This is a genomic window from Pseudomonas sp. Marseille-P9899, assembly GCF_903166565.1.
In the GTDB taxonomy this organism is placed as follows: Bacteria; Pseudomonadota; Gammaproteobacteria; order Pseudomonadales; family Pseudomonadaceae; genus Aquipseudomonas; species Aquipseudomonas huaxiensis.
The window spans coordinates 44,226-63,142 of the sequence record NZ_CAESCG010000004.1 but is presented as its reverse complement, the minus strand read 5'-3'; the positions used below and the strand labels follow the sequence as shown (position 1 = coordinate 63,142).

18 protein-coding genes are annotated in these 18,917 nt (G+C 63.4%); 10 read left to right on the top strand and 8 right to left on the bottom strand.

Annotation, left to right across the window (positions count from 1 at the left end):
* Positions 1-17: 17 nt before the first annotated feature.
* The 5 genes from HWV67_RS20130 to HWV67_RS20110 form a co-directional block, all read right to left on the bottom strand.
* The gene (locus tag HWV67_RS20130; protein WP_175652530.1) at positions 18-2,018 is read right to left on the bottom strand and encodes a GGDEF domain-containing protein; all 2,001 of its coding nucleotides are present in this window, start codon (positions 2,016-2,018) and stop codon (positions 18-20) included.
* 22 nt (positions 2,019-2,040) lie between these two features.
* Positions 2,041-2,895 carry an endonuclease/exonuclease/phosphatase family protein gene (locus HWV67_RS20125; protein WP_175652529.1) on the bottom strand — a complete coding sequence of 285 codons (855 nt, stop codon included), beginning with the start codon at positions 2,893-2,895 and terminating at the stop codon, positions 2,041-2,043.
* A gap of 12 nt (positions 2,896-2,907) precedes the next feature.
* On the bottom strand, positions 2,908-3,540 hold the full coding sequence (gene dsbA / locus HWV67_RS20120; RefSeq protein WP_175652528.1) for a thiol:disulfide interchange protein DsbA: 633 nt from the start codon (positions 3,538-3,540) through the stop codon (positions 2,908-2,910).
* Between the two features lie 171 nt (positions 3,541-3,711).
* Complete coding sequence (locus HWV67_RS20115; RefSeq protein WP_175652527.1) at positions 3,712-4,329, bottom strand: c-type cytochrome; 618 nt, start codon at positions 4,327-4,329, stop codon at positions 3,712-3,714.
* Positions 4,330-4,375: 46 nt separating this feature from the next.
* Positions 4,376-4,666 carry a c-type cytochrome gene (locus HWV67_RS20110; protein ID WP_110969918.1) on the bottom strand — a complete coding sequence of 97 codons (291 nt, stop codon included), beginning with the start codon at positions 4,664-4,666 and terminating at the stop codon, positions 4,376-4,378.
* Between the two features lie 193 nt (positions 4,667-4,859).
* Here HWV67_RS20110 and yihA point away from each other — a divergent pair, with 193 nt between their 5' ends.
* Positions 4,860-5,492, top strand: coding sequence for a ribosome biogenesis GTP-binding protein YihA/YsxC (gene yihA / locus HWV67_RS20105; protein WP_095159045.1), 633 nt, complete (start codon positions 4,860-4,862; stop codon positions 5,490-5,492).
* Between the two features lie 302 nt (positions 5,493-5,794).
* Here the strand turns inward: yihA and polA are convergent, their stop codons facing one another.
* On the bottom strand, positions 5,795-8,608 hold the full coding sequence (gene polA / locus HWV67_RS20100; RefSeq protein ID WP_175652526.1) for a DNA polymerase I: 2,814 nt from the start codon (positions 8,606-8,608) through the stop codon (positions 5,795-5,797).
* A gap of 74 nt (positions 8,609-8,682) precedes the next feature.
* Here polA and HWV67_RS20095 point away from each other — a divergent pair, with 74 nt between their 5' ends.
* Together HWV67_RS20095 and HWV67_RS20090 are read left to right on the top strand one after the other, a co-directional pair.
* The gene (locus tag HWV67_RS20095; protein WP_175652525.1) at positions 8,683-8,970 is read left to right on the top strand and encodes a DUF2782 domain-containing protein; all 288 of its coding nucleotides are present in this window, start codon (positions 8,683-8,685) and stop codon (positions 8,968-8,970) included.
* A 63-nt stretch (positions 8,971-9,033) separates the two neighbouring features.
* Positions 9,034-9,984 carry a homoserine kinase gene (locus HWV67_RS20090; protein WP_175652524.1) on the top strand — a complete coding sequence of 317 codons (951 nt, stop codon included), beginning with the start codon at positions 9,034-9,036 and terminating at the stop codon, positions 9,982-9,984.
* A 54-nt stretch (positions 9,985-10,038) separates the two neighbouring features.
* Here the strand turns inward: HWV67_RS20090 and HWV67_RS20085 are convergent, their stop codons facing one another.
* Positions 10,039-10,974, bottom strand: a complete 936-nt coding sequence (locus tag HWV67_RS20085; protein ID WP_175652523.1) for a zinc ABC transporter substrate-binding protein — start codon at positions 10,972-10,974, stop codon at positions 10,039-10,041.
* A gap of 66 nt (positions 10,975-11,040) precedes the next feature.
* Here HWV67_RS20085 and zur point away from each other — a divergent pair, with 66 nt between their 5' ends.
* The 4 genes from zur to HWV67_RS20065 all read left to right on the top strand — a co-directional run bounded on the left by zur (position 11,041) and on the right by HWV67_RS20065 (position 13,929).
* Positions 11,041-11,523, top strand: a complete 483-nt coding sequence (zur, locus tag HWV67_RS20080) for a zinc uptake transcriptional repressor Zur (RefSeq protein WP_110969912.1) — start codon at positions 11,041-11,043, stop codon at positions 11,521-11,523.
* On the top strand, positions 11,523-12,302 hold the full coding sequence (znuC, locus tag HWV67_RS20075) for a zinc ABC transporter ATP-binding protein ZnuC (RefSeq protein ID WP_175652522.1): 780 nt from the start codon (positions 11,523-11,525) through the stop codon (positions 12,300-12,302). The genes zur and znuC overlap by 1 nt, the downstream gene beginning before the upstream one ends.
* Positions 12,295-13,077, top strand: a complete 783-nt coding sequence (gene znuB, locus HWV67_RS20070) for a zinc ABC transporter permease subunit ZnuB (RefSeq protein ID WP_110969910.1) — start codon at positions 12,295-12,297, stop codon at positions 13,075-13,077. The genes znuC and znuB overlap by 8 nt, the downstream gene beginning before the upstream one ends.
* 135 nt (positions 13,078-13,212) lie before the next feature.
* On the top strand, positions 13,213-13,929 hold the full coding sequence (locus HWV67_RS20065) for a PA5502 family lipoprotein (RefSeq protein WP_175652521.1): 717 nt from the start codon (positions 13,213-13,215) through the stop codon (positions 13,927-13,929).
* A gap of 105 nt (positions 13,930-14,034) precedes the next feature.
* Here HWV67_RS20065 and katE read toward each other — a convergent pair whose 3' ends face one another.
* Complete coding sequence (gene katE, locus HWV67_RS20060; RefSeq protein ID WP_175652520.1) at positions 14,035-16,173, bottom strand: catalase HPII; 2,139 nt, start codon at positions 16,171-16,173, stop codon at positions 14,035-14,037.
* A 226-nt stretch (positions 16,174-16,399) separates the two neighbouring features.
* Between katE and HWV67_RS20055 the strand changes: the two genes are divergently transcribed.
* Genes HWV67_RS20055 through HWV67_RS20045 form a run of 3 tightly spaced genes read left to right on the top strand, consistent with a single transcriptional unit; the run spans position 16,400 to position 18,909 of the window.
* On the top strand, positions 16,400-17,407 hold the full coding sequence (locus HWV67_RS20055; protein ID WP_110969907.1) for a methionine ABC transporter ATP-binding protein: 1,008 nt from the start codon (positions 16,400-16,402) through the stop codon (positions 17,405-17,407).
* Positions 17,407-18,078: a methionine ABC transporter permease gene (locus HWV67_RS20050; protein ID WP_110969906.1), complete on the top strand. Its 672-nt coding sequence runs from the start codon at positions 17,407-17,409 to the stop codon at positions 18,076-18,078. Before HWV67_RS20055 ends, HWV67_RS20050 begins: the two co-directional genes overlap by 1 nt.
* A 57-nt stretch (positions 18,079-18,135) precedes the next feature.
* Positions 18,136-18,909 (top strand): MetQ/NlpA family ABC transporter substrate-binding protein, encoded by a 774-nt coding sequence (locus HWV67_RS20045; RefSeq protein WP_175652519.1) that lies wholly within the window; start codon positions 18,136-18,138, stop codon positions 18,907-18,909.
* The last annotated feature ends 8 nt before the right edge of the window (positions 18,910-18,917 follow it).

The following is an 18,917-nucleotide window of genomic DNA, read 5'->3' as shown; positions in this document are numbered from 1 at the left end:
ACCTCACTGAAGGCCGCTCACCCCTGTTCGACGCGGTTGCGACCCTGGTGTTTGGCCCGGTAGAGCGCTTCGTCGGCCCGCTTGAGCACCACATCGCTGCGCTCACCGGAGCGGAATGCGGTGATGCCCACCGACAGGGTGATGGTGACCCGCTCGCCCTTGAAGTGGAACGGGCAGGCTTCCACCGCCGCGCGCAGGCTCTCCGCCAACTGTAGACCACCGGCGATGCCGGTCTGCGGAACCAGCAGGACGAACTCCTCGCCGCCGAAGCGGGCGATGAAGTCGCGGGGGCGCAGACGCTTGCGCAGTTCGTTGGCGACGATCTTCAACACCTTGTCGCCCGCCAGGTGGCCGTAGTTGTCGTTGATGCGCTTGAAATGGTCGAGGTCGAGGATGGCCATCAGCAGGTGACCGCCTTTTTCCTGCCAGTCGGCGACTTCCAGGTCCAGCCGCTCGGACCACGCCGCGCGGTTCGGAAGGCCAGTCAGCGGATCGATCAAGGCTTTCTGCCGCTGCTCTTCGAGGTGCTCGCGGTAGCCCTGGGCTTCCTGCTCCATGTGCGCGACACGCTCGGCCAGGCCCTTGAGGCGGGTGGACATTTCCTGCTCGCGCTTGTCGCGCTCGTTCTGGTGCTCGTCCATGGTGCCGAGCAGGCCTTCCAGGCGGTTTTCCAGGATGTGCTTGAGGCTGTCGACGTCCGCCGCACCCTGCACGCTGGTTTGCAGGCCGTCGACCTGTTCGCGCAACTGGCTGTTCAGGTCGCGTTCGGCGGTCTGGTTGTCGGCGTGCCCTTCGCTGGCTTCCTGCAGATGGCTCTGGAACGACTCCAGGCGCTCGTTGAGCTGTTGCAGGTACGCCTCGAATTCGTGCTGGCCGCTGTCGGTGATGGCCAGCATCAACACGGCCAGGTCGTCCAGCACCGGCAGCAGTTCGTACCAGTTCAGGCCGTGTTCGAGACGATCACGCACGGACTGCGCCTGCGGCTGGTGACGTTCGGGCAGCGTCAGGTCGTCGAGCAGGCCGAGCAGGGTTTCTTCGATGTGCGTGGCGACCGAACTGTAGGTCGGCTCGGTGCCATCGGGGAGCGAATACAAAAGCTCTTCCGGGGTCAGTTCCTGAGCGGGCTCTTCGGTCGTTTCCGGGGTCTCGTCCGTGGGACGTTCCGCTTCCGGGCTTTCGACGGGCTCTGCCGGCGCTTGCGGCTGATCCTCGACCGGCGCTTCGGCGGCTGGAGTGACCTCGGCAGGTTCGGCTACGGCAACAGGCTCGGCGGGCGTCTCGGTTTCAGCGGCTGGTGGCGGCGCTTCGACAGGCGCAGGTTGCGGCGCGGGTGTCGGGGCGCGGTGCTCCGTCACCTCAGCGGCAACCGGAAGCGGCCGTAGCTCATCGACATCCGCCAACGGCGCGTCTTCGACCTTCCGCGCCGGTGGCGGCGCAGCTTCGACAGGGCGCTCATCGGCGACGGCCGGAGCGACATCCGCTTCGGCCTCGACATCGCGGCCACCAAACAGGCGCTGCAACAAGCCCGGCTGCTTGTGCTCCTCGGGATTGTTCAGCAATTCCAGCGCCTGGCCTTGCAGCTTGCTCAGTTCGCCGAGGAGCAACGGCACCTCGCGCGACTGGCTGGCGCGGGCTTCTACCTGCTTGGCGAACTTCTTCAGCGGACGGCGCACTTCGCTGGGCAGCGACAGCGACTGCAACTGGTTGACCAGCGCGGTGAGCGCGGTGCTGACCTGGGAAACCCGGGTGGCACGGCGCTGCTCGGAATCGAGCACGGCCTTTTCCAGACGCGGGATCAGGCCGGAGAGGGCGGCGTCCATGTTGTCGGTGCGGATGACGTCGCGCATTTCCTTCATGCACTCATCCACCACGCGGTCACTGCCTTCAGCCGCGAGGGTGCTGCGCACGAGGCCACGGCGAAGCAAGTCGAGACGGGCCTCCCAACGGCGCTCCAGCTTTTCCTGCTGCTCGATACTCTTGAGGTACTTCTCTTTCCAGCGCTGGGCTTCGTCGGTCATGCCTGGGTCCGCAAAGGGGGGACTAACGCAAAACCGGAAGCGTATCCACAGTCAGTGCATCAGGCAAACGAATCTCAACGGCCACAGGCAAATGATCGGAAATTGGCTGAGATAGCACTTCGACCCGCTCCAGGGTGAGGGTCGGACTGAGCAGGATATGGTCCAGGCAGCGCTGCGGGCGCCAGCTGGGGAAGGTCGCCTCGACCTGGGGGGCAATCAGCCCGAGGTCACGCAGCGGCGAGTGTTGCAGCAGGTCAGTGGCGTGGGTGTTCATGTCGCCCATCAGCACCTGATGGCGATAACCACTGATCAGTTCACGGATATAGGCCAGTTGCCGCGCCCGGGTCTTGGAACCGAGGGCCAGGTGCATCATCACCACCACCAGAGCGTCTTCACCTTCGCCAAAGCGCACCAGGATCGCTCCGCGCCCAGCGGGGCCGGGCAACGGGTGATCTTCCAGCAACTGCGGCTTCAGCCGGCTGAGCACGCCGTTGCTGTGCTGGGCGAAACGCCCGAGGTTGCGGTTGAGCTGCTGGTACCAGTAGGGGAACGCACCGAGGTGGGCGAGGTGTTCGACCTGATTGACGTAGCCCGAGCGCAGGCTGCCACCATCGGCTTCCTGCAGGGCCACCAGGTCGAAGTCGCTGAGCAGGTCGCCGATCTTCTGCAGGTTGCCGGCACGCCCGGTGTGCGGCAGCAGGTGTTGCCAGCCGCGGGTCAGGTAGTGCCGGTAACGCTCGGTGCTGATGCCGACCTGGATGTTGAAGCTGAGCAAGCGCAGACGACCGTCTTCCGGGAGACTGTTCTCCACCAGATGATTTTCGTTGACCCGTGGATCACACAGGCCGGCAGTCCGCTCGCTTCTCCAACGTCTCATGGTGATCGCCGCTTACTTGGCGGCACGCTCCTTGGCGATCAGTTGATCGGCAACGTTCAGAACGCCTTCAGGACCGCCGGCAGTGCCCAGGTCGAAGCGGTATTTGCCGTTGACCACCAGGCTTGGAACGCCGGTGATTTCATACTTCTTCGCCAGTTCCCTGGCTTGTTTGATCTGGCCTTGGATCGCGAAGGAGTTGAAGGTAGCAAGGAACTTGTCCTTGTCTACGCCTTGAGTCGCCAGGAAGTCAGCCATTTCGTCTGGCTTGGTCAGGCGCTTATGCTGGTTCTGAATGGCATCGAAGACGGCAGCATGAACCTTGTGTTCTACGCCCATCGCTTCGAGGGTCAGGAACATCTGGCCGTGAGCATCCCACGGGCCACCGAACATGGCAGGAATGCGTTTGAAGTTGACGTCGGCCGGGAGTTTTTCAGCCCATGGATTGATGGTCGGCTCGAACGCGTAGCAGTGCGGGCAGCCATACCAGAACAACTCAACGACCTCGATCTTGCCAGGCGCGGACACCGGCACCGGGTTGCTCAGCTCGATATATTGCTTGCCCGCCTCGATTGGCTCGGCAGCCTGTGCAGTCATACCGAAAGCGCTGGCAGCCACCAACGCGGCGCTGAGAATCAGTTTACGCATGCTTTACTCCTGAGCAGTCATGGGTCGCCCTGAAACGACCTATCTTCTGACAGGCCAAGGCGGGTGCGAGTTCGTAAGTGTAACGGCAGTGGAACGAAAAAAGGGCGGCCGAAGCCGCCCTTTTCATGTTCGTGACGCACCATTAACCCAGCGTTAAGGTGCGTCCCCGGATCAGTGCAGACCCTGGATGTAGCTGGACAGCGCTTCGATGTCCTTGTTGCTCAGCTTGGCGGCGATCGAGCGCATGACCATGGCGTCGCCGTCGTTGGTACGTTCGCCTTCGCGGAACGCGGTCAACTGCTTGGCCACGTAGCTGGCGTGCTGGCCGCCCAGGTGCGGGAAGCCGGCGGCGGCGATACCCGCGCCGTTCGGCGAGTGGCAACCGGTACAGGCCGGCAGGCCCTTCTCCAGGTTACCGCCGCGGAACAGCTCTTCGCCCTGCTTGACCAGTTTCGGATCGGCGGCACCCACGCTGCCTTTCTGGCTGGAGAAGTAGGCGGCGATGTCGGCCAGGTCCTGATCGGAGAAGGCGGTAAGCATGCCGGTCATTTCCAGAACGGTGCGCTTGCCTCCCTTGATGTCGTTGAGTTGCTTCAGCAGGTATTTGTCACCCTGGCCTGCGAGCTTCGGAAAGTTCGGTGCCAGGCTGTTGCCGTCCGGATTGTGACAAGCGCCACAAACAGCGGTTTTGCTCTGACCGGCAGCGGCATCGCCAACGATAGTGCCTGCGGCATTGGCGCCGCCTGTAACGCCCAGGGTCAACAGCAGACTCACGAGTAGTTTGTTCATCAGCTAATCCAACTACGGCTAAGGGTGAAAGAGTTATGTATCGGGCCTACTGGCTCATCCAGAGGATGATTGCCTGGTAGTCCTCGGCACTGCAGTCCATGCACAATCCACGCGGCGGCATAGCCTTGAAACCCTGGGTTACATGCCCGACCAACATCTCCATACCCTGCGCCAGTCTTGGCTCCCAAGCCGCACTGTCACCCGCTTTCGGTGCCTGTGGCAGCTGCCCGGCGTGACAAGCCGCACACGTGCGGTTGTACAACGCCTCGGGATCCTGTGTAGCCTGAGCGCTGAAAAACGGTATCAAGACACCGAATGCAAGCAGCCATTTCGTCATGCGAACGACCTTTCAGGGTTGGGGGTTGCACTGCGTTCTGTCGCGCAATCTGTAATTCTAGGCCCCCGTGCACATCGTCCTACGCTGGGATAATGCGCACACAAAATCTAGGGCATTATATACTCCCGTTACCGAAACGGAAACGACACCGCTTGCCGAGCCAGCCTCTGGCAACACCCAAACCGGACATCCCATGCAAGTCAAAAACCCCATCCTCGGACTTTGCCAAACGGCGAAATTCGCCATCAGCGCGGCAAAAGTCGATCAATGCCCGCCCGATGCAGGTTACGAAGTCGCCTTCGCCGGGCGTTCCAACGCCGGCAAATCCAGCGCCCTCAACACCCTGACCCACGCCAGCCTGGCCCGCACCTCGAAAACACCGGGGCGTACCCAGTTGTTGAACTTCTTCAGTCTGGACGACGATCGGCGTCTGGTCGACCTGCCGGGCTACGGATATGCAAAGGTTCCAATCCCGCTCAAGCAGCACTGGCAGCGCCACCTGGAAGCCTACCTGGGCAGCCGCGAAGCCCTGAAGGGCCTGATCCTGATGATGGATGTGCGTCACCCGATGACGGACTTCGACCGGATGATGCTCGACTGGTCGATCGCCAGCGGCATGCCGATGCACATCCTGCTGACCAAGGCCGACAAACTGACCTTTGGCGCAGCCAAGAACACCCTGCTCAAGGTTCAGTCGGAAATCCGCAAGGGTTGGGGCGAGAGCGTCACGATCCAGCTGTTTTCGGCGCCGAAACGCCAAGGCCTGGAAGAGGCCTACGCGGTGCTGGCACGCTGGATGGAATTGGCTGACAAGCCCGCAGAATAAGGCTTCGGTGGCTTTTGCCCGGCAAACGCTGGGCAAAAAAAACCCCGGACTTCGTATGGGGAGGGGGAAGTTCGGGGTTCAAGTTCCGAACCGCTAGGGCGGGGTCCGGATATCTGCCAACACTTAACACAACATAGGAGCATTGAAGGGCTTCACCAGCCATTCAGTACCTCTGAGTAGCGATTCACCGGTTTAGTTCCTGAACCGTGAAAACTATTTGCGATAAGTAGGAAATTTCTTAAGACCGACCCCGCCAGCGAGACAAATGCCGCGACCTTATGCCGCAGCATTTCCCTGCATTTTCAATGCGCTTCGTCCCAATTCGCGCCAATTCCGACGTCAACCAGCAGCGGAACATCCAGTTGCGCAGCGCCGCTCATGTGCGGACGAATTTCTTCACGCACCTGATCCACCAGGTCTTCGCGCACCTCCAGCACCAGTTCGTCGTGTACCTGGAGGATCACCCGGGCATCCAGCCCCGAGTTTTGCAGCCAGTTATCCACCGCCACCATGGCGCGCTTGATGATGTCGGCCGCGGTGCCCTGCATCGGCGCGTTGATCGCGGTGCGCTCGGCGCCGGCACGCTCCTGCGGGCGGCTGGAATTGATGGTCGGCAGGTACAGCCGGCGACCGAACAGGGTCTCTACATAGCCCTGATCCGCAGCCTGCTTGCGGGTGCGCTCCATGTACTCGCGCACACCCGGGTAGCGGGCGAAGTAGGCATCGATGTAGGCCTTGGCCTGCTTGGTCTCGACGCCGATGTCCTTGCCCAGCTTTTTCGCGCCCATGCCATAGATCAGACCGAAGTTGATCGCCTTGGCGCTGCGCCGTTGGTCGGAAGTCACTGCCTCAAGCGGCACGTTGAAGACTTCCGCGGCGGTGGCGGTGTGCACGTCCAGACCGTTGCGGAAGGCGTTCATCAGGCCGTCGTCGCGGGACAGGTGCGCCATGATGCGCAGTTCGATCTGCGAGTAGTCCGCCGCCAGCAGCTTGTATCCCTTGGGCGCAACGAAAGCCTGGCGAATGCGCCGGCCTTCGGCGGTGCGCACCGGGATGTTCTGCAGGTTCGGATCGCTGGATGACAGCCGACCAGTGGCAGCCACCGCCTGCCCGTAGGAGGTATGGATGCGACCGGTGCGCGAGTTGATCTGCTCCGGCAGGCGGTCGGTATAGGTGCTCTTGAGCTTGCTCAGCGAGCGGTACTGCATCAGCACCTTCGGCAGCGGATAGCCTTCCTCGGCCAGTTCATCCAGAACCTCTTCGGCGGTGGACGGCTGTCCCTTGGCAGTCTTTTTCAGCACCGGCAGGCCAAACTTGTCATAGAGGATCGCGCCAAGCTGACGCGGCGAGCCGAGGTTGAACTCCTCGCCGGCCAGTTCGATGGCCTCGCGCTCCAGCGCGGCCATCTTGTCGCCCAACTCCTGGCTCTGGATTTTCAGCAGGTCAGCATCCACCAGCGCACCCTGGCGCTCGATCCGCGCCAGCACCGGTACCAGCGGCATCTCGATGTCGGTCAGCACGCTGGCCAGGCTCGGAATGGCCTGCAACTGCGGGAACAGCGCCTGGTGCAGGCGCAAGGTCACGTCAGCGTCCTCGGCGGCATAAGGCCCGGCCTTCTCCAGCGGAATCTGGTCGAAGGTCAGTTGCTTGGCGCCTTTGCCGGCGATGTCCTGGAAGGTGATGGTGGTGTGTTCCAGGTACTTCTTCGCCAGACTGTCCATGTCATGACGGATAGCCGTGGAATTGAGCACGTAGGACTCGAGCATGGTGTCGAACGCCACGCCGCGCACTTCGATGCCATTGGCCTGATCACCGTCGATGGCGCAGTTGGCGAGGATGTTCATGTCGAACTTGGCGTGCTGGCCGACCTTGAGCTTGGCCGGATCTTCCAGCAACGGCTTGAGCGCACGCAACACCTGACTGCGGTCCAGTTGCACTGGCGCGTCGGGGTAGCTGTGGGTCAGGGGAATGTACGCCGCTTCATGGGCCTTCACCGCGAACGAAACGCCGACCAGTTGCGCCTGATGGGCGTCGATCCCGGTGGTTTCCGTATCGAAGGCGAACAGCGAGGCATCGTTGAGCTTCTGCAGCCAGACGTCGAAGCGCGCCTGGTCGAGGATGGTTTCGTACTCTGGAGCGGCCGGCGCTACGGCCTCGGCAGCGACCGCCGGCTCGGGCGCGGCAGCCGCCGCCGTCAGGTTCAGCGCAGCCGCTGGCGCCGGTTGCGCTGCACGGCGGACTTCCCGGTCGAGGTCGTCGATCCAGCCCTTGAACTCCAGCAGGGTGTACAGCTCTCGCAGTTTCTCGCGGTCCGGCTCGCCCAGGTGCAGGTCGTCCAGGCCCACGTCCAGCTCGACATCGCACTTGATGGTCGCCAGTTGATAGGAGAGGAAGGCCATCTCCTTGTGCTCCAGCAGCTTGGCCGGGAGAGTCTTGGCGCCGCGGATCGGCAGGGACGGGACCTGATCGAGGTTTTCATAAAGCTCTTTCAGGCCGCCGTTCACGCCGACCAGCAGGCCGACGGCGGTTTTCTCGCCCACGCCCTTGACCCCGGGAATGTTGTCGGCGGTATCGCCCATCAGCGCCAGCAGGTCGATGATCTGCTCCGGCGCGACACCGAATTTCCCTTTTACGCCTTCGATGTCGAGCACGGTTCCGGTCATGGTGTTGACCAGCGTAATGTGCTCGTCGACCAGTTGCGCCATGTCCTTGTCACCCGTGGAGACCACCACCGGACGGGACGCCGCCGCACTGCTGCGGGCCAGGGTGCCGATCACGTCGTCAGCCTCGACGCCTTCCACGCACAGCAGCGGGAAACCCAGGGCGCGCACTGCGGCGTGGAGGGGCTCGATCTGCACGCGCATGTCGTCGGGCATGCTGGGGCGGTTGGCCTTGTAGTCGGCGAACAGCTCGTCGCGGAAGGTCCCGCCCTTGGCGTCGAACACCACCGCGAACGGGCTTTCGGGGTATTGCTTGCGCAGGCTCCTGAGCATGTTCAACACCCCCTTGACCGCGCCGGACGGCATGCCTTTCGAGGTGGTCAGCGGCGGCAGCGCATGGAAGGCGCGGTAGAGGTAAGAAGAACCGTCCACCAGGACGAGGGGGGTTTGGCTCATGAGCGGAATCAACCTTTTCGACGGGCCCGGCGCTAGAATGTCCGGAACATTGACGACAAAGGGACAAGGTTATCATGGGTACATTAAATCGCCTGTTGTTGCTCGGCCTGCTCGCTGCCGCTCCTGTCGCGGCCATTGCAGCAGACGACGCGCCCTCCGCCGACCCGGACGTAACCATTCGCCAGGAAGGTGACAAAACCATTCAGGAGTACCGTCAGAACGGCTTCCTGTACGCGATCAAGATCACGCCGAAGAACGGCAAGCCCTATTTCCTGGTGCGCGCCGACGGCACCGATGCCAATTTCATCCGGTCCGACCAACCCGACATGCTGATTCCATCCTGGAAGATCTTCGAGTGGTAATGCGGACCTTCAACATCCACCCGGCACGTCGATACGACGTGCCCGTATGAGCAGTTTTTGACCATGTCTGTCTTCACCCCCCTGACCCGGCCCGAGCTGGAAACCTTTCTGGCCCCTTACGGACTGGGTCGCCTGCGGGACTTCCAGGGCATTGCCGCTGGCACCGAGAACAGCAACTTCTTTATCAGCCTCGAACAGGGTGAGTTCGTGCTGACGCTGGTCGAACGCGGGCCGATCCAGGACCTGCCGTTCTTCATCGAACTGCTCGACGTCCTGCACGAAGCCGACCTGCCGGTGCCCTACGCGCTGCGCACCACCGACGGCGCCGCCCTGCGCGAGCTGGCCGGCAAGCCTGCACTGCTGCAACCACGCCTGGCCGGCAAGCACATCAAGGTCACCAACAACCAGCATTGCATTCAGGTCGCCGAGTTCGTCGCCCACGTTCACCTGGCTTCCCGCAACAAGGTGCTGGAGCGCAAGACCGACCGCGGCCTGGACTGGATGCTGGAAACCGGTAACGAACTGATGGGCCGTCTGACGTCCGAGCAGCAGGCGCTGCTGAAGGCCAGCCTGGACGAGATCGTCGCTCACCAGCCGCAGATCATGGCGCTGCCACGGGCCAACCTGCACGCCGACCTGTTCCGCGACAACGCGCTGTTCGAAGGCACGCACCTGACCGGCGTGATCGACTTCTACAACGCCTGCTCCGGGCCGATGCTCTACGACCTGGCGATTGCCCTGAACGACTGGTGCTGCGACGAAGCCGGCGAAATCGACCCGGCCCGCGCCCGCGCCTTCCTCGGCGCCTACGCGGCGTTGCGCCCGTTCACCGCGGCCGAAGCCCAGCTCTGGCCGGTGATGTTGCGGGTGGCGTGCGTGCGGTTCTGGCTGTCGCGGCTGATTGCCGCCGAGTCCTTCGCGGGGATGGATGTGTTGATCCATGACCCGGCGGAGTTCGAGGTGCGCCTGAAGGCGCGGCAGGAAGTGGGGCTGGCGTTGCCGTTTGCGCTTTGAGCCTCTAGAAGCATCGCTGCGGTTCGGAGCACCGAACCGCAGCGATTGCAGCCGTTACAGACTTTCCAGACACCCCGCCAACCCATTCCCCAGGTTATCCAGCAACTGCTCATACCCCTGAGCAGTCACCGGCAGCGTCCCGCCGAGCGCATCCAGCTCTGCCAGTTTCACCGGCAGCCCGGCCGTCAGGGTCTCGGCCAGACGCGGCCGCAGCGGCGGTTCGCTGAACACGCAGGTCTTGCCGGCTTCCTGAAGGCGTTTGCGCATCGCCGCGACATGCTGGGCGCCCGGCTGGACTTCCGCCGCCACGCTGAACACGCCCGCGTGCTTCAGGCCATACGCCGACTCGAAGTAATCGAACGCCTCATGGAAGACGAAGAACGGCTTGCCCGCCACGCCCGCAACACGGTCTTTCAAGCGCTGGTCCAGTGCGTCGAGGCGCTGTTCGAAGGCTTTCAGGTTGCTCTGGTAACGCGCGGCGTTGGCCGGATCCGCAGCACTCAGGTCGGCACTCATGCGCCCGGCGATCACCCGCGCATTGACCGTCGACAGCCACAAATGCGCATCAAGGCTGCCAGGGCGGTGGTCGTGATCATGCTCGTCGGCATCGTCGCCGTGTTCTTCGTGCTCGTCATGTGACTGGCTGTCCTCGCCAAAATGGCGCAGGTGCATGCCTGGCAAGCCCTGCACAGCAACGGTTGGCTTGCTGCGGCCATTCAGCACCCGCGGCAGGAAACCTTCCATGTCCGGGCCGATCCAGTACAGCAGATCGACCTCGGCTACCCGCCGCACATCCGACGGACGCAGCGCGTAGTGATGCGGCGACGCCCCCGGCGGCAGCAGCACTTCAGGCTTGCCGACACCGTCCTGGACCGCCGCGGCGATCAGTTGCAGAGGCTGGATGCTGGTCAGTACGCGTACCTCGGCGTGCGCCGGGAGGACGACCAGGGTTGAGACAAAAGCGACAAAAAGGGCAAAAAATCGGGACACGATGACCACTCAATGAGGCAAAGACAGGTAACATAATAACGTCTCTCCTCAAAACCGTCGCCGCCCATGCCCAATACTCCGCTGGCCAACCGTCCACACGACCATTCCCATTGCGTCCACACCGCCCTGGCCGAAGCCGATGTGCTGTGTGCCCGCCAAGGGGTGCGCCTGACTGCCCTGCGCCGTCGCGTGCTGGAGCTGGTCTGGCAAAGCCACAAGCCGCTGGGCGCCTACGACATTCTCGCCGTGCTCAGCGAGCAGGACGGCCGCCGCGCCGCGCCACCGACCGTTTATCGGGCGCTGGATTTCCTGCTGGAAAACAGCCTGGTCCACCGCATCGCCTCGCTCAACGCCTTCATCGGCTGCAACCACCCGGAACACGCGCACCAGGGCCAGTTCCTGATCTGCCGCGAATGCCACGTGGCGATCGAGCTGGAACAGGCCGCGATCAGCGATGCGATCATCGACAGCGCCAAGGATGTCGGCTTCAGCGTCGAAGCGCAGACCGTCGAAGTGGTCGGCCTCTGCGGCAACTGCCGGAGCGCCTGATGAGCAACGCTCTGATCCGCCTGCAGCAGGTGGGCGTCTCGTTTGCCGGGCAGACCATCCTCGACAGCATCGACCTGACCGTCGAACCCGGCCAGATCGTCACCCTGATAGGCCCCAACGGCGCCGGCAAGACCACCCTCGTGCGCGCCGTGCTCGGCCTGCTCAAACCTGGGACCGGCAGCGTCTGGCGCAAGCCGAAGCTGCGTATCGGCTATATGCCGCAGAAACTTCAGGTGGACGCCACGCTGCCACTCTCGGTGCTGCGCTTCCTGCGTCTGGTGCCCGGTGTGGACCGCGCCGCCGCGATGAGCGCGCTGGAAGAAGTGGGCGCAGAACAGGTCATCGACAGTCCGATCCAGACCATCTCCGGCGGTGAAATGCAGCGTGTGCTGCTGGCCCGGGCGCTGCTGCGCGAACCCGAGCTGCTGGTGCTGGACGAACCCGTGCAGGGCGTCGATGTCGCCGGCCAGGCCGAGCTGTACAGCCTGATCACCCGCCTGCGCGACCGCCATGGGTGCGGCGTGCTGATGGTGTCCCACGACCTGCACCTGGTGATGAGCACCACCGACCAGGTGGTCTGCCTCAACCGCCACGTCTGCTGTTCCGGGCACCCGGAGCAGGTCAGCGGCGACCCGGCGTTCGTCGAGCTGTTCGGCAAGAACGCGCCAAGCCTGGCGATCTATCACCACCATCACGACCACAGCCACGACCTGCATGGCTCGGTCGTCGCACCCGCCAAGGGCGGACATGTTCACGGAGACAACTGCAAGCATGGCTGATTTCCTGCTTTACGCCCTGCTCGCGGGCCTGGCCCTGGCCCTGGTCGCCGGCCCCCTGGGATCGTTCGTGGTCTGGCGGCGCATGGCCTATTTCGGCGACACCCTGTCCCACGCCGCGCTGCTCGGCGTGGCCCTCGGTTTCATGCTCGACATCAGCCCGGCCCTGGCCGTCACCGTCGGCTGCCTGCTGCTGGCGCTGCTGCTGGTGACGCTGCAACAACGCCAGCCGCTGGCCTCGGACACACTGCTGGGGATTCTCGCGCCCAGCACGCTATCGCTGGGCCTGGTGGTGCTGAGCTTTATGCACGACGTGCGCATCGACCTCATGGCCTACCTGTTCGGCGACCTGCTGGCGATCAGCCCCGGCGACCTGGCCTGGATTCTCGGCGGCAGCGCCGCAGTGCTGCTGTTGATGGTGGTGTTGTGGCGGCCGCTGCTGGCGGTCACCGTGCACGAGGAACTGGCGCGGGTCGAAGGCCTGCCGGTCACCGGTCTGCGCCTGGCGCTGATGCTGCTGATTGCCGTGGTGATTGCCGTGGCGATGAAGATCGTTGGCGTGCTGCTGATCACTTCGCTGCTGATCATTCCCGCCGCCGCCGCCCAGCGCCACGCCCGCTCGCCCGAGCAGATGGCCTTCGGCGCCAGCCTGCTGGGCGTGCTTGCGGTGTGCGGCGGACTGGCCATGTCGTGGTTCAAAGACACCCCGGCCGGCCCCTCGATCGTGGTCTGCGCCGCGGTGCTATTCTTGCTGAGCTTGGCCATTCCCAAGCGTTGACCGGCATCCGGACGCCACCTGCGCGACGGGCGTCCGGCAGCACGATTTACCCGCCAGCCTTCGAAGGAATGATGTTCGACGCCATGGACTGGGTGTAGACTTGCTCGTTTTTTGCGCAAATAGAGAGTCGTAGGAATGAAGCCGTTCGCGTCCCGTTATCTGCTCCTTGCCGCGTTTTCCCTGATCCTGACCGCTTGCGCCAGCAAGCCGGTCGAAAGCACCGTCGTGCCGGCCGCGCCGGATGCCTGGCAACAACTGCAACAAAGCATCGCCAGCAATGAACTGGCCACCGCCGAGGACCAGTTGGCAACCCTGCAAACCGAATCGCCCAATGACAGCCGCGTCGAGCAATACCAGCGGCAACTGGCCGAGGCCTACCTGCAACGCAGCCAGATCGTCCTGCAGAAAGGTGATGTGAATGCCGCCGCAACCGCTTTGGCACGGGCTCGCGCACTGATGCCCAAGGCTCCGGCGCTGACTGGCGGCGTCAACGGCGCCATCGCCCAGGCGCGCAAGGCCGAGCTGGACAAGGCCGAAGCTGCGCTCAAGGCTGCCGAAGCCAAGCCCAAGGCCAAGCTGATCGATCCCACCGCGCCGAGCACGGTGATCGCCCTGGATATCCGCGAGATCGGCAAACTGCGCCGCCAGCTCGATGACATCGCCACCGACGTGGTCAATTACCAGTGCGACGTGCTTTTCCAGGTGCCGCGTACGGCCGATTACCCGTGGCTTTCGGGTTTGCTGGCCAAGCGGGTGAACAAGCGCGATCCTGGTTTTGAGTTGCAGGTGCGCAATGAAATCCACCGCAATCAGCCGGCGCAGGTGGTTCTGACTCCTCGTCGCAGCGAGTGATTTAAAGATCCCTCTTCGGATCTGGGGCCCTTTCGCGAGCAAGCTCGCTCCTACAGTTGGATCTGTAGAAGCGAGCTTGCCGGGCGCCGAACCGTCGCGAAGGGCTTAGGCCGGAATGGCCTTCGCCGCCGCCTCCCGCTCCCACACCCGATGCTTGCCGATCGCGGCAATGAACGCCTTGACCGTCTTGCCGTCGCTGCCCGCAAGCAAGCCGCTGTCGGCCTTCAGGTTCAGGCTGTCGAACCAGCCCTTCGCCGCCGTATCACCCGCGACCGGCTTGAGGTGCTTGTAGGCCTCAAGAATAAAGTGCACCGCCACGCCATCGCCCTTCAACGCATCCAGCACTGACTGACCACTGGCGATCCAGACCGCGTCGAAGGCCACCGACGGCATGCCTTCCATCGACGCGTCCACCGCCAGCGGCTTGCCCGCGGAAGTCTTGACCGGCGCCGAGGTCGGGCCAAGCAGCTTGATCTGCAGGCTCTCGGCCTCCAGCGCCTTGACCAGCTTGTCCAACTGCGCCGCGTCCACGCCATCGGCCACCAACAACGCCACCTTGCGACCCTTGATGCCTTCGCCCGGATGATTCATCTGGCTCAGCGCCGGCGAGGCTTTCAGCGACTGATCAGGCGTGTCCACCGTGCCGGCCTTCGGTGCCGGCAGCCCGAGGTTGGCCGCTACTTTCGCCGCCAGATCGAGGTCGATATTGGCGAGAATCTCGTTCACCTCGCGCACGCGGATGTGCTCGCGTTCGACCTTGCCCAGTTCGAAGCTGTAGGCCGAGACGATATGCGCCTGTTCACTCGGGCTCATGCTGTGGAAGAACAGCCGGGCCTGGGAGAAGTGGTCGCCGAACGACTCGCTGCGCTGGCGGATCTTGTGGGCCTCGATGCGTTCCGGGTACGACTCGAAACCGCCGTCACGCGGGCCGGGCGGGGTTTCTTTCGGCCAGCCGCCGTCGATGGAGTTGGGCTCGTAGGAGGCGCGACCCTTGTCGATGGTGACGCGGTGCTGGGCGTCGCGCTGGCCATTGTGGTTCGGCGCCAGCGGGCGGTTGATCGGGATTTCATGGAAGTTCGGCCCGCCCAGGCGGCTGATCTGGGTGTCGGTGTAGGAGAACAGCCGGCCCTGCAGCAGCGGGTCGTTGCTGAAATCGATGCCCGGCACGATATGCCCCGGGCAGAACGCGACTTGCTCGGTCTCGGCGAAGAAGTTGTCCGGGTTGCGGTTGAGCACCAGCTTGCCCAGCGGCGTCACCGGCACCAGCTCCTCGGGGATGATCTTGGTCGGATCGAGCAGGTCGAACTCGAACTTGTGCTCATCGGCCTCGGGCACGATCTGCACGCCGAACTCCCATTCCGGGTAGTTACCGGTCTCGATGGCTTCCCAGAGGTCGCGGCGGTGGTAATCCGCGTCTTTACCGGCGAGCTTCTGCGCTTCGTCCCAGAGCAGCGACAACACGCCCTGCTTCGGCTTCCAGTGGAATTTGACGAAGCTGGCCACGCCCTCGGCGTTGACCAGGCGGAAGGTGTGCACGCCGAAGCCTTCCATGGTGCGCAGGCTTTTCGGAATCGCCCGGTCGGACATGGCCCAGATCACCATGTGCGCCGACTCCGGCACCAGCGAGACGAAGTCCCAGAAGGTGTCGTGAGCCGAGCCGCCCGTAGGCATCTCGTTGTGCGGTTCGGGTTTCACGGCATGGACGAAGTCGGGGAACTTGATCGCATCCTGGATGAAAAACACCGGCATGTTGTTGCCAACCAGGTCGAAATTGCCTTCATCGGTGTAGAACTTGACGGCAAAGCCGCGCACATCGCGCACGGTGTCGCCCGAGCCGCGAGGGCCCTGGACAGTGGAGAAACGGACGAACACCGGGGTGATCTTTTCCGGGTCCTGCAGGAAGCCCGCCTTGGTCAGCGCGGCGTGGTTGTCATAGGACTGGAAATAACCGTGGGCGCCGACGCCGCGGGCATGAACGATCCGCTCTGGAATGCGCTCATGGTCAAAATGCGTGATTTTCTCGCGCATGATGAAGTCTTCCAGCAGCGACGGCCCGCGATCGCCCGCCTTTAGGCTGTTCTGGTTGTCGGCGACCTTCACGCCCTGGTTGGTGCGCAATGCCTGGCCCGTGGCGTCGCTGCGCACCGTCTCGAGGCTCTGCAGCTTGGCGTTGGTGTTGGCGCGGTCGGGGGTGTCGACACCGGCGAGCTGGCTTTCCCGCGGCGCATTCTTCTTGCTGGGCATGGTCTGCGTTCCTCATCAGTCTTCAGGCGCCCGTCGAGGGCTTGTTTTGTTAGTGACTGAGGCGACGCGGCGGGCGTTCCATCGGATGTGATGACCATTGATCGCGTTATTCCCACGTCGTTGGTCCGTTACGAAATAAATGCTAAGAACCTCTATACGAACAGGCTAAAATGCGCGACCGGCTAACCGCTGACCCCCTTTCCATGCGCCCCACAAGGTTCGCTACGTGATCGAGTTTCAACAAGTCCACAAGACCTACCGCGTCGCCGGTAGGGACATTCCCGCGCTGCACCCCACTAGCCTGAGCATCGACAACGGCCAGGTGTTCGGCCTGATCGGCCATTCCGGTGCCGGCAAAAGTACGCTGCTGCGCCTGATCAACCGTCTGGAAGCCCCCAGCGGCGGCAAGATCATTGTCGATGGCGAGGACGTCACCGCGTTCGACGCCAACGCCCTGCGCCGTTTCCGCCAGCAGGTCGGGATGATCTTCCAGCACTTCAACCTTCTCGCCTCCAAGACCGTGGCCGACAACGTCGCCCTGCCACTGACCCTGGCCGGCGAGCTGTCGCGCAAGGACATCGACGCGCGGGTCAGCGAGCTGCTGGCGCGGGTCGGGTTGTCCGAGCACGCGAAGAAATATCCGGCACAGTTGTCCGGCGGACAGAAGCAGCGCGTCGGCATCGCCCGCGCCCTGTCGACCCAGCCGAAGATCCTGCTGTGCGACGAAGCCACCAGCGCCCTCGACCCGCAGACCACCGCCTCGGTGCTGCAACTGCTGGCCGAGATCAACCGCGAGCTGAAACTGACCATCGTGCTGATCACCCATGAAATGGACGTGATCCGCCGTGTCTGCGACCAGGTCGCAGTGATGGACGCCGGCCAGATCGTCGAACAGGGCACGGTGACCGAGGTGTTCCTGCACCCGAAACACCCGACCACCAAACGCTTCGTCCAGGAAGACGAGCAAGTCGACGAAGCCGAACAGCGCGACGACTTCGCCCACGTACCGGGCCGCATCGTGCGCCTGACCTTCCAGGGCGACGCCACCTACGCGCCGCTGCTGGGCACCGTGGCCCGCGAGACGGGCGTGGACTACAGCATCCTTGCCGGGCGCATCGACCGCATCAAGGACACTCCGTATGGGCAACTGACCCTGGCCGTCACCGGCGGCGACATGGAAGCGGCGTTCGCCCGCTTCACCGCGGCTGACGTTCACATGGAGGTACTGCGCTGATGGACGCTCTGAGTTTCTTCGCCAACGTCGACTGGTCCGAAATCTGGCTGGCCACCGGCGACACCATGATCATGCTGTTCGGTTCGCTGCTGTTCACCGTACTGCTGGGCCTGCCGCTGGGCGTGCTGCTGTTCATGTGCGGGCCGCGGCAGATGTTCGAACAGAAGGGCGTGTATGCGCTGCTGTCGCTGGTCGTCAACATCCTGCGCTCGCTGCCGTTCATCATCCTGCTGATCGTGATGATTCCGGTGACGGTGTTGATCACCGGCACCTCGCTGGGCGTGGCCGGTGCCATTCCGCCGCTGGTGGTCGGTGCCACGCCGTTCTTCGCGCGCCTGGTGGAAACCGCGCTGCGCGAGGTTGACCGCGGCATCATCGAGGCGACCCAGTCGATGGGCGCCACCACCCGCCAGATCATCGTCAATGCCCTGCTGCCGGAAGCGCGGCCGGGCATCTTCGCCGCCATCACTGTCACTGCCATCACCCTGGTGTCCTACACCGCGATGGCGGGCGTGGTGGGTGCCGGCGGTCTGGGCGACCTGGCCATCCGCTTTGGCTACCAGCGTTTCCAGACCGACGTGATGATCGTCACCGTGGTCCTGCTGCTGATCCTGGTTCAAGTTCTGCAGAGCGTCGGCGACAAACTGGTTGTGCATTTTTCCCGTAAGTAATGGGTCGGCGCTGCCGACACGCCGGGGGTCGTGATGGCCCCCTCAAGGAGTGATGGAATGAAAAAACTGCTTGTTGCTGTCGCCGCCTTCGCGGCCATCTCCGCCAATGCCGCGGAAACCCTGAGCGTCGCCGCGACCGCCGTGCCGCACGCCGAGATCCTCGAATTCGTGAAGCCGACCCTGGCCAAAGAAGGCGTGGACCTGAAAGTGAAGGTGTTCACTGACTACATCCAGCCGAACGTACAGGTGGCCGAAAAGCGCCTGGACGCCAACTTCTTCCAGCACCAGCCGTACCTGGATGAGTTCAACAAGGGCAAGGGCACTAACCTTGTGAGCGTTGCCGGCGTGCACCTGGAGCCGCTGGGCGCCTACTCGAGCAAGTTCAAGAAGCTGGACGAAATCCCGTCGGGCGCCAACGTGGTCATCCCGAACGACGCCACCAACGGCGGCCGCGCGCTGCTGCTGCTGCAGAAGGCTGGCCTGATCAAGCTGAAAGACGCGGCCAACATCCTGTCGACGCCGAAAGACATCGCCGAAAACCCGAAAGACCTGAAGATCCGCGAACTGGAAGCTGCCACTCTGCCGCGCGTGCTGACCCAGGTCGACCTGGCGCTGATCAACACCAACTACGCGCTGGAAGCCAAGCTGAACCCGGAGAAAGACGCGCTGATCATCGAAGGCAGCGACTCGCCTTACGTGAACATCCTGGTTGCCCGTCCGGACAACAAAGACTCCGAGGCGCTGAAGAAACTGGTCGGTGCGCTGCACTCGCCTGAGGTGAAGCAGTTCATCCTCGAGAAGTACAAGGGCGCGGTTATTCCGGCGTTCTGATCTATCTT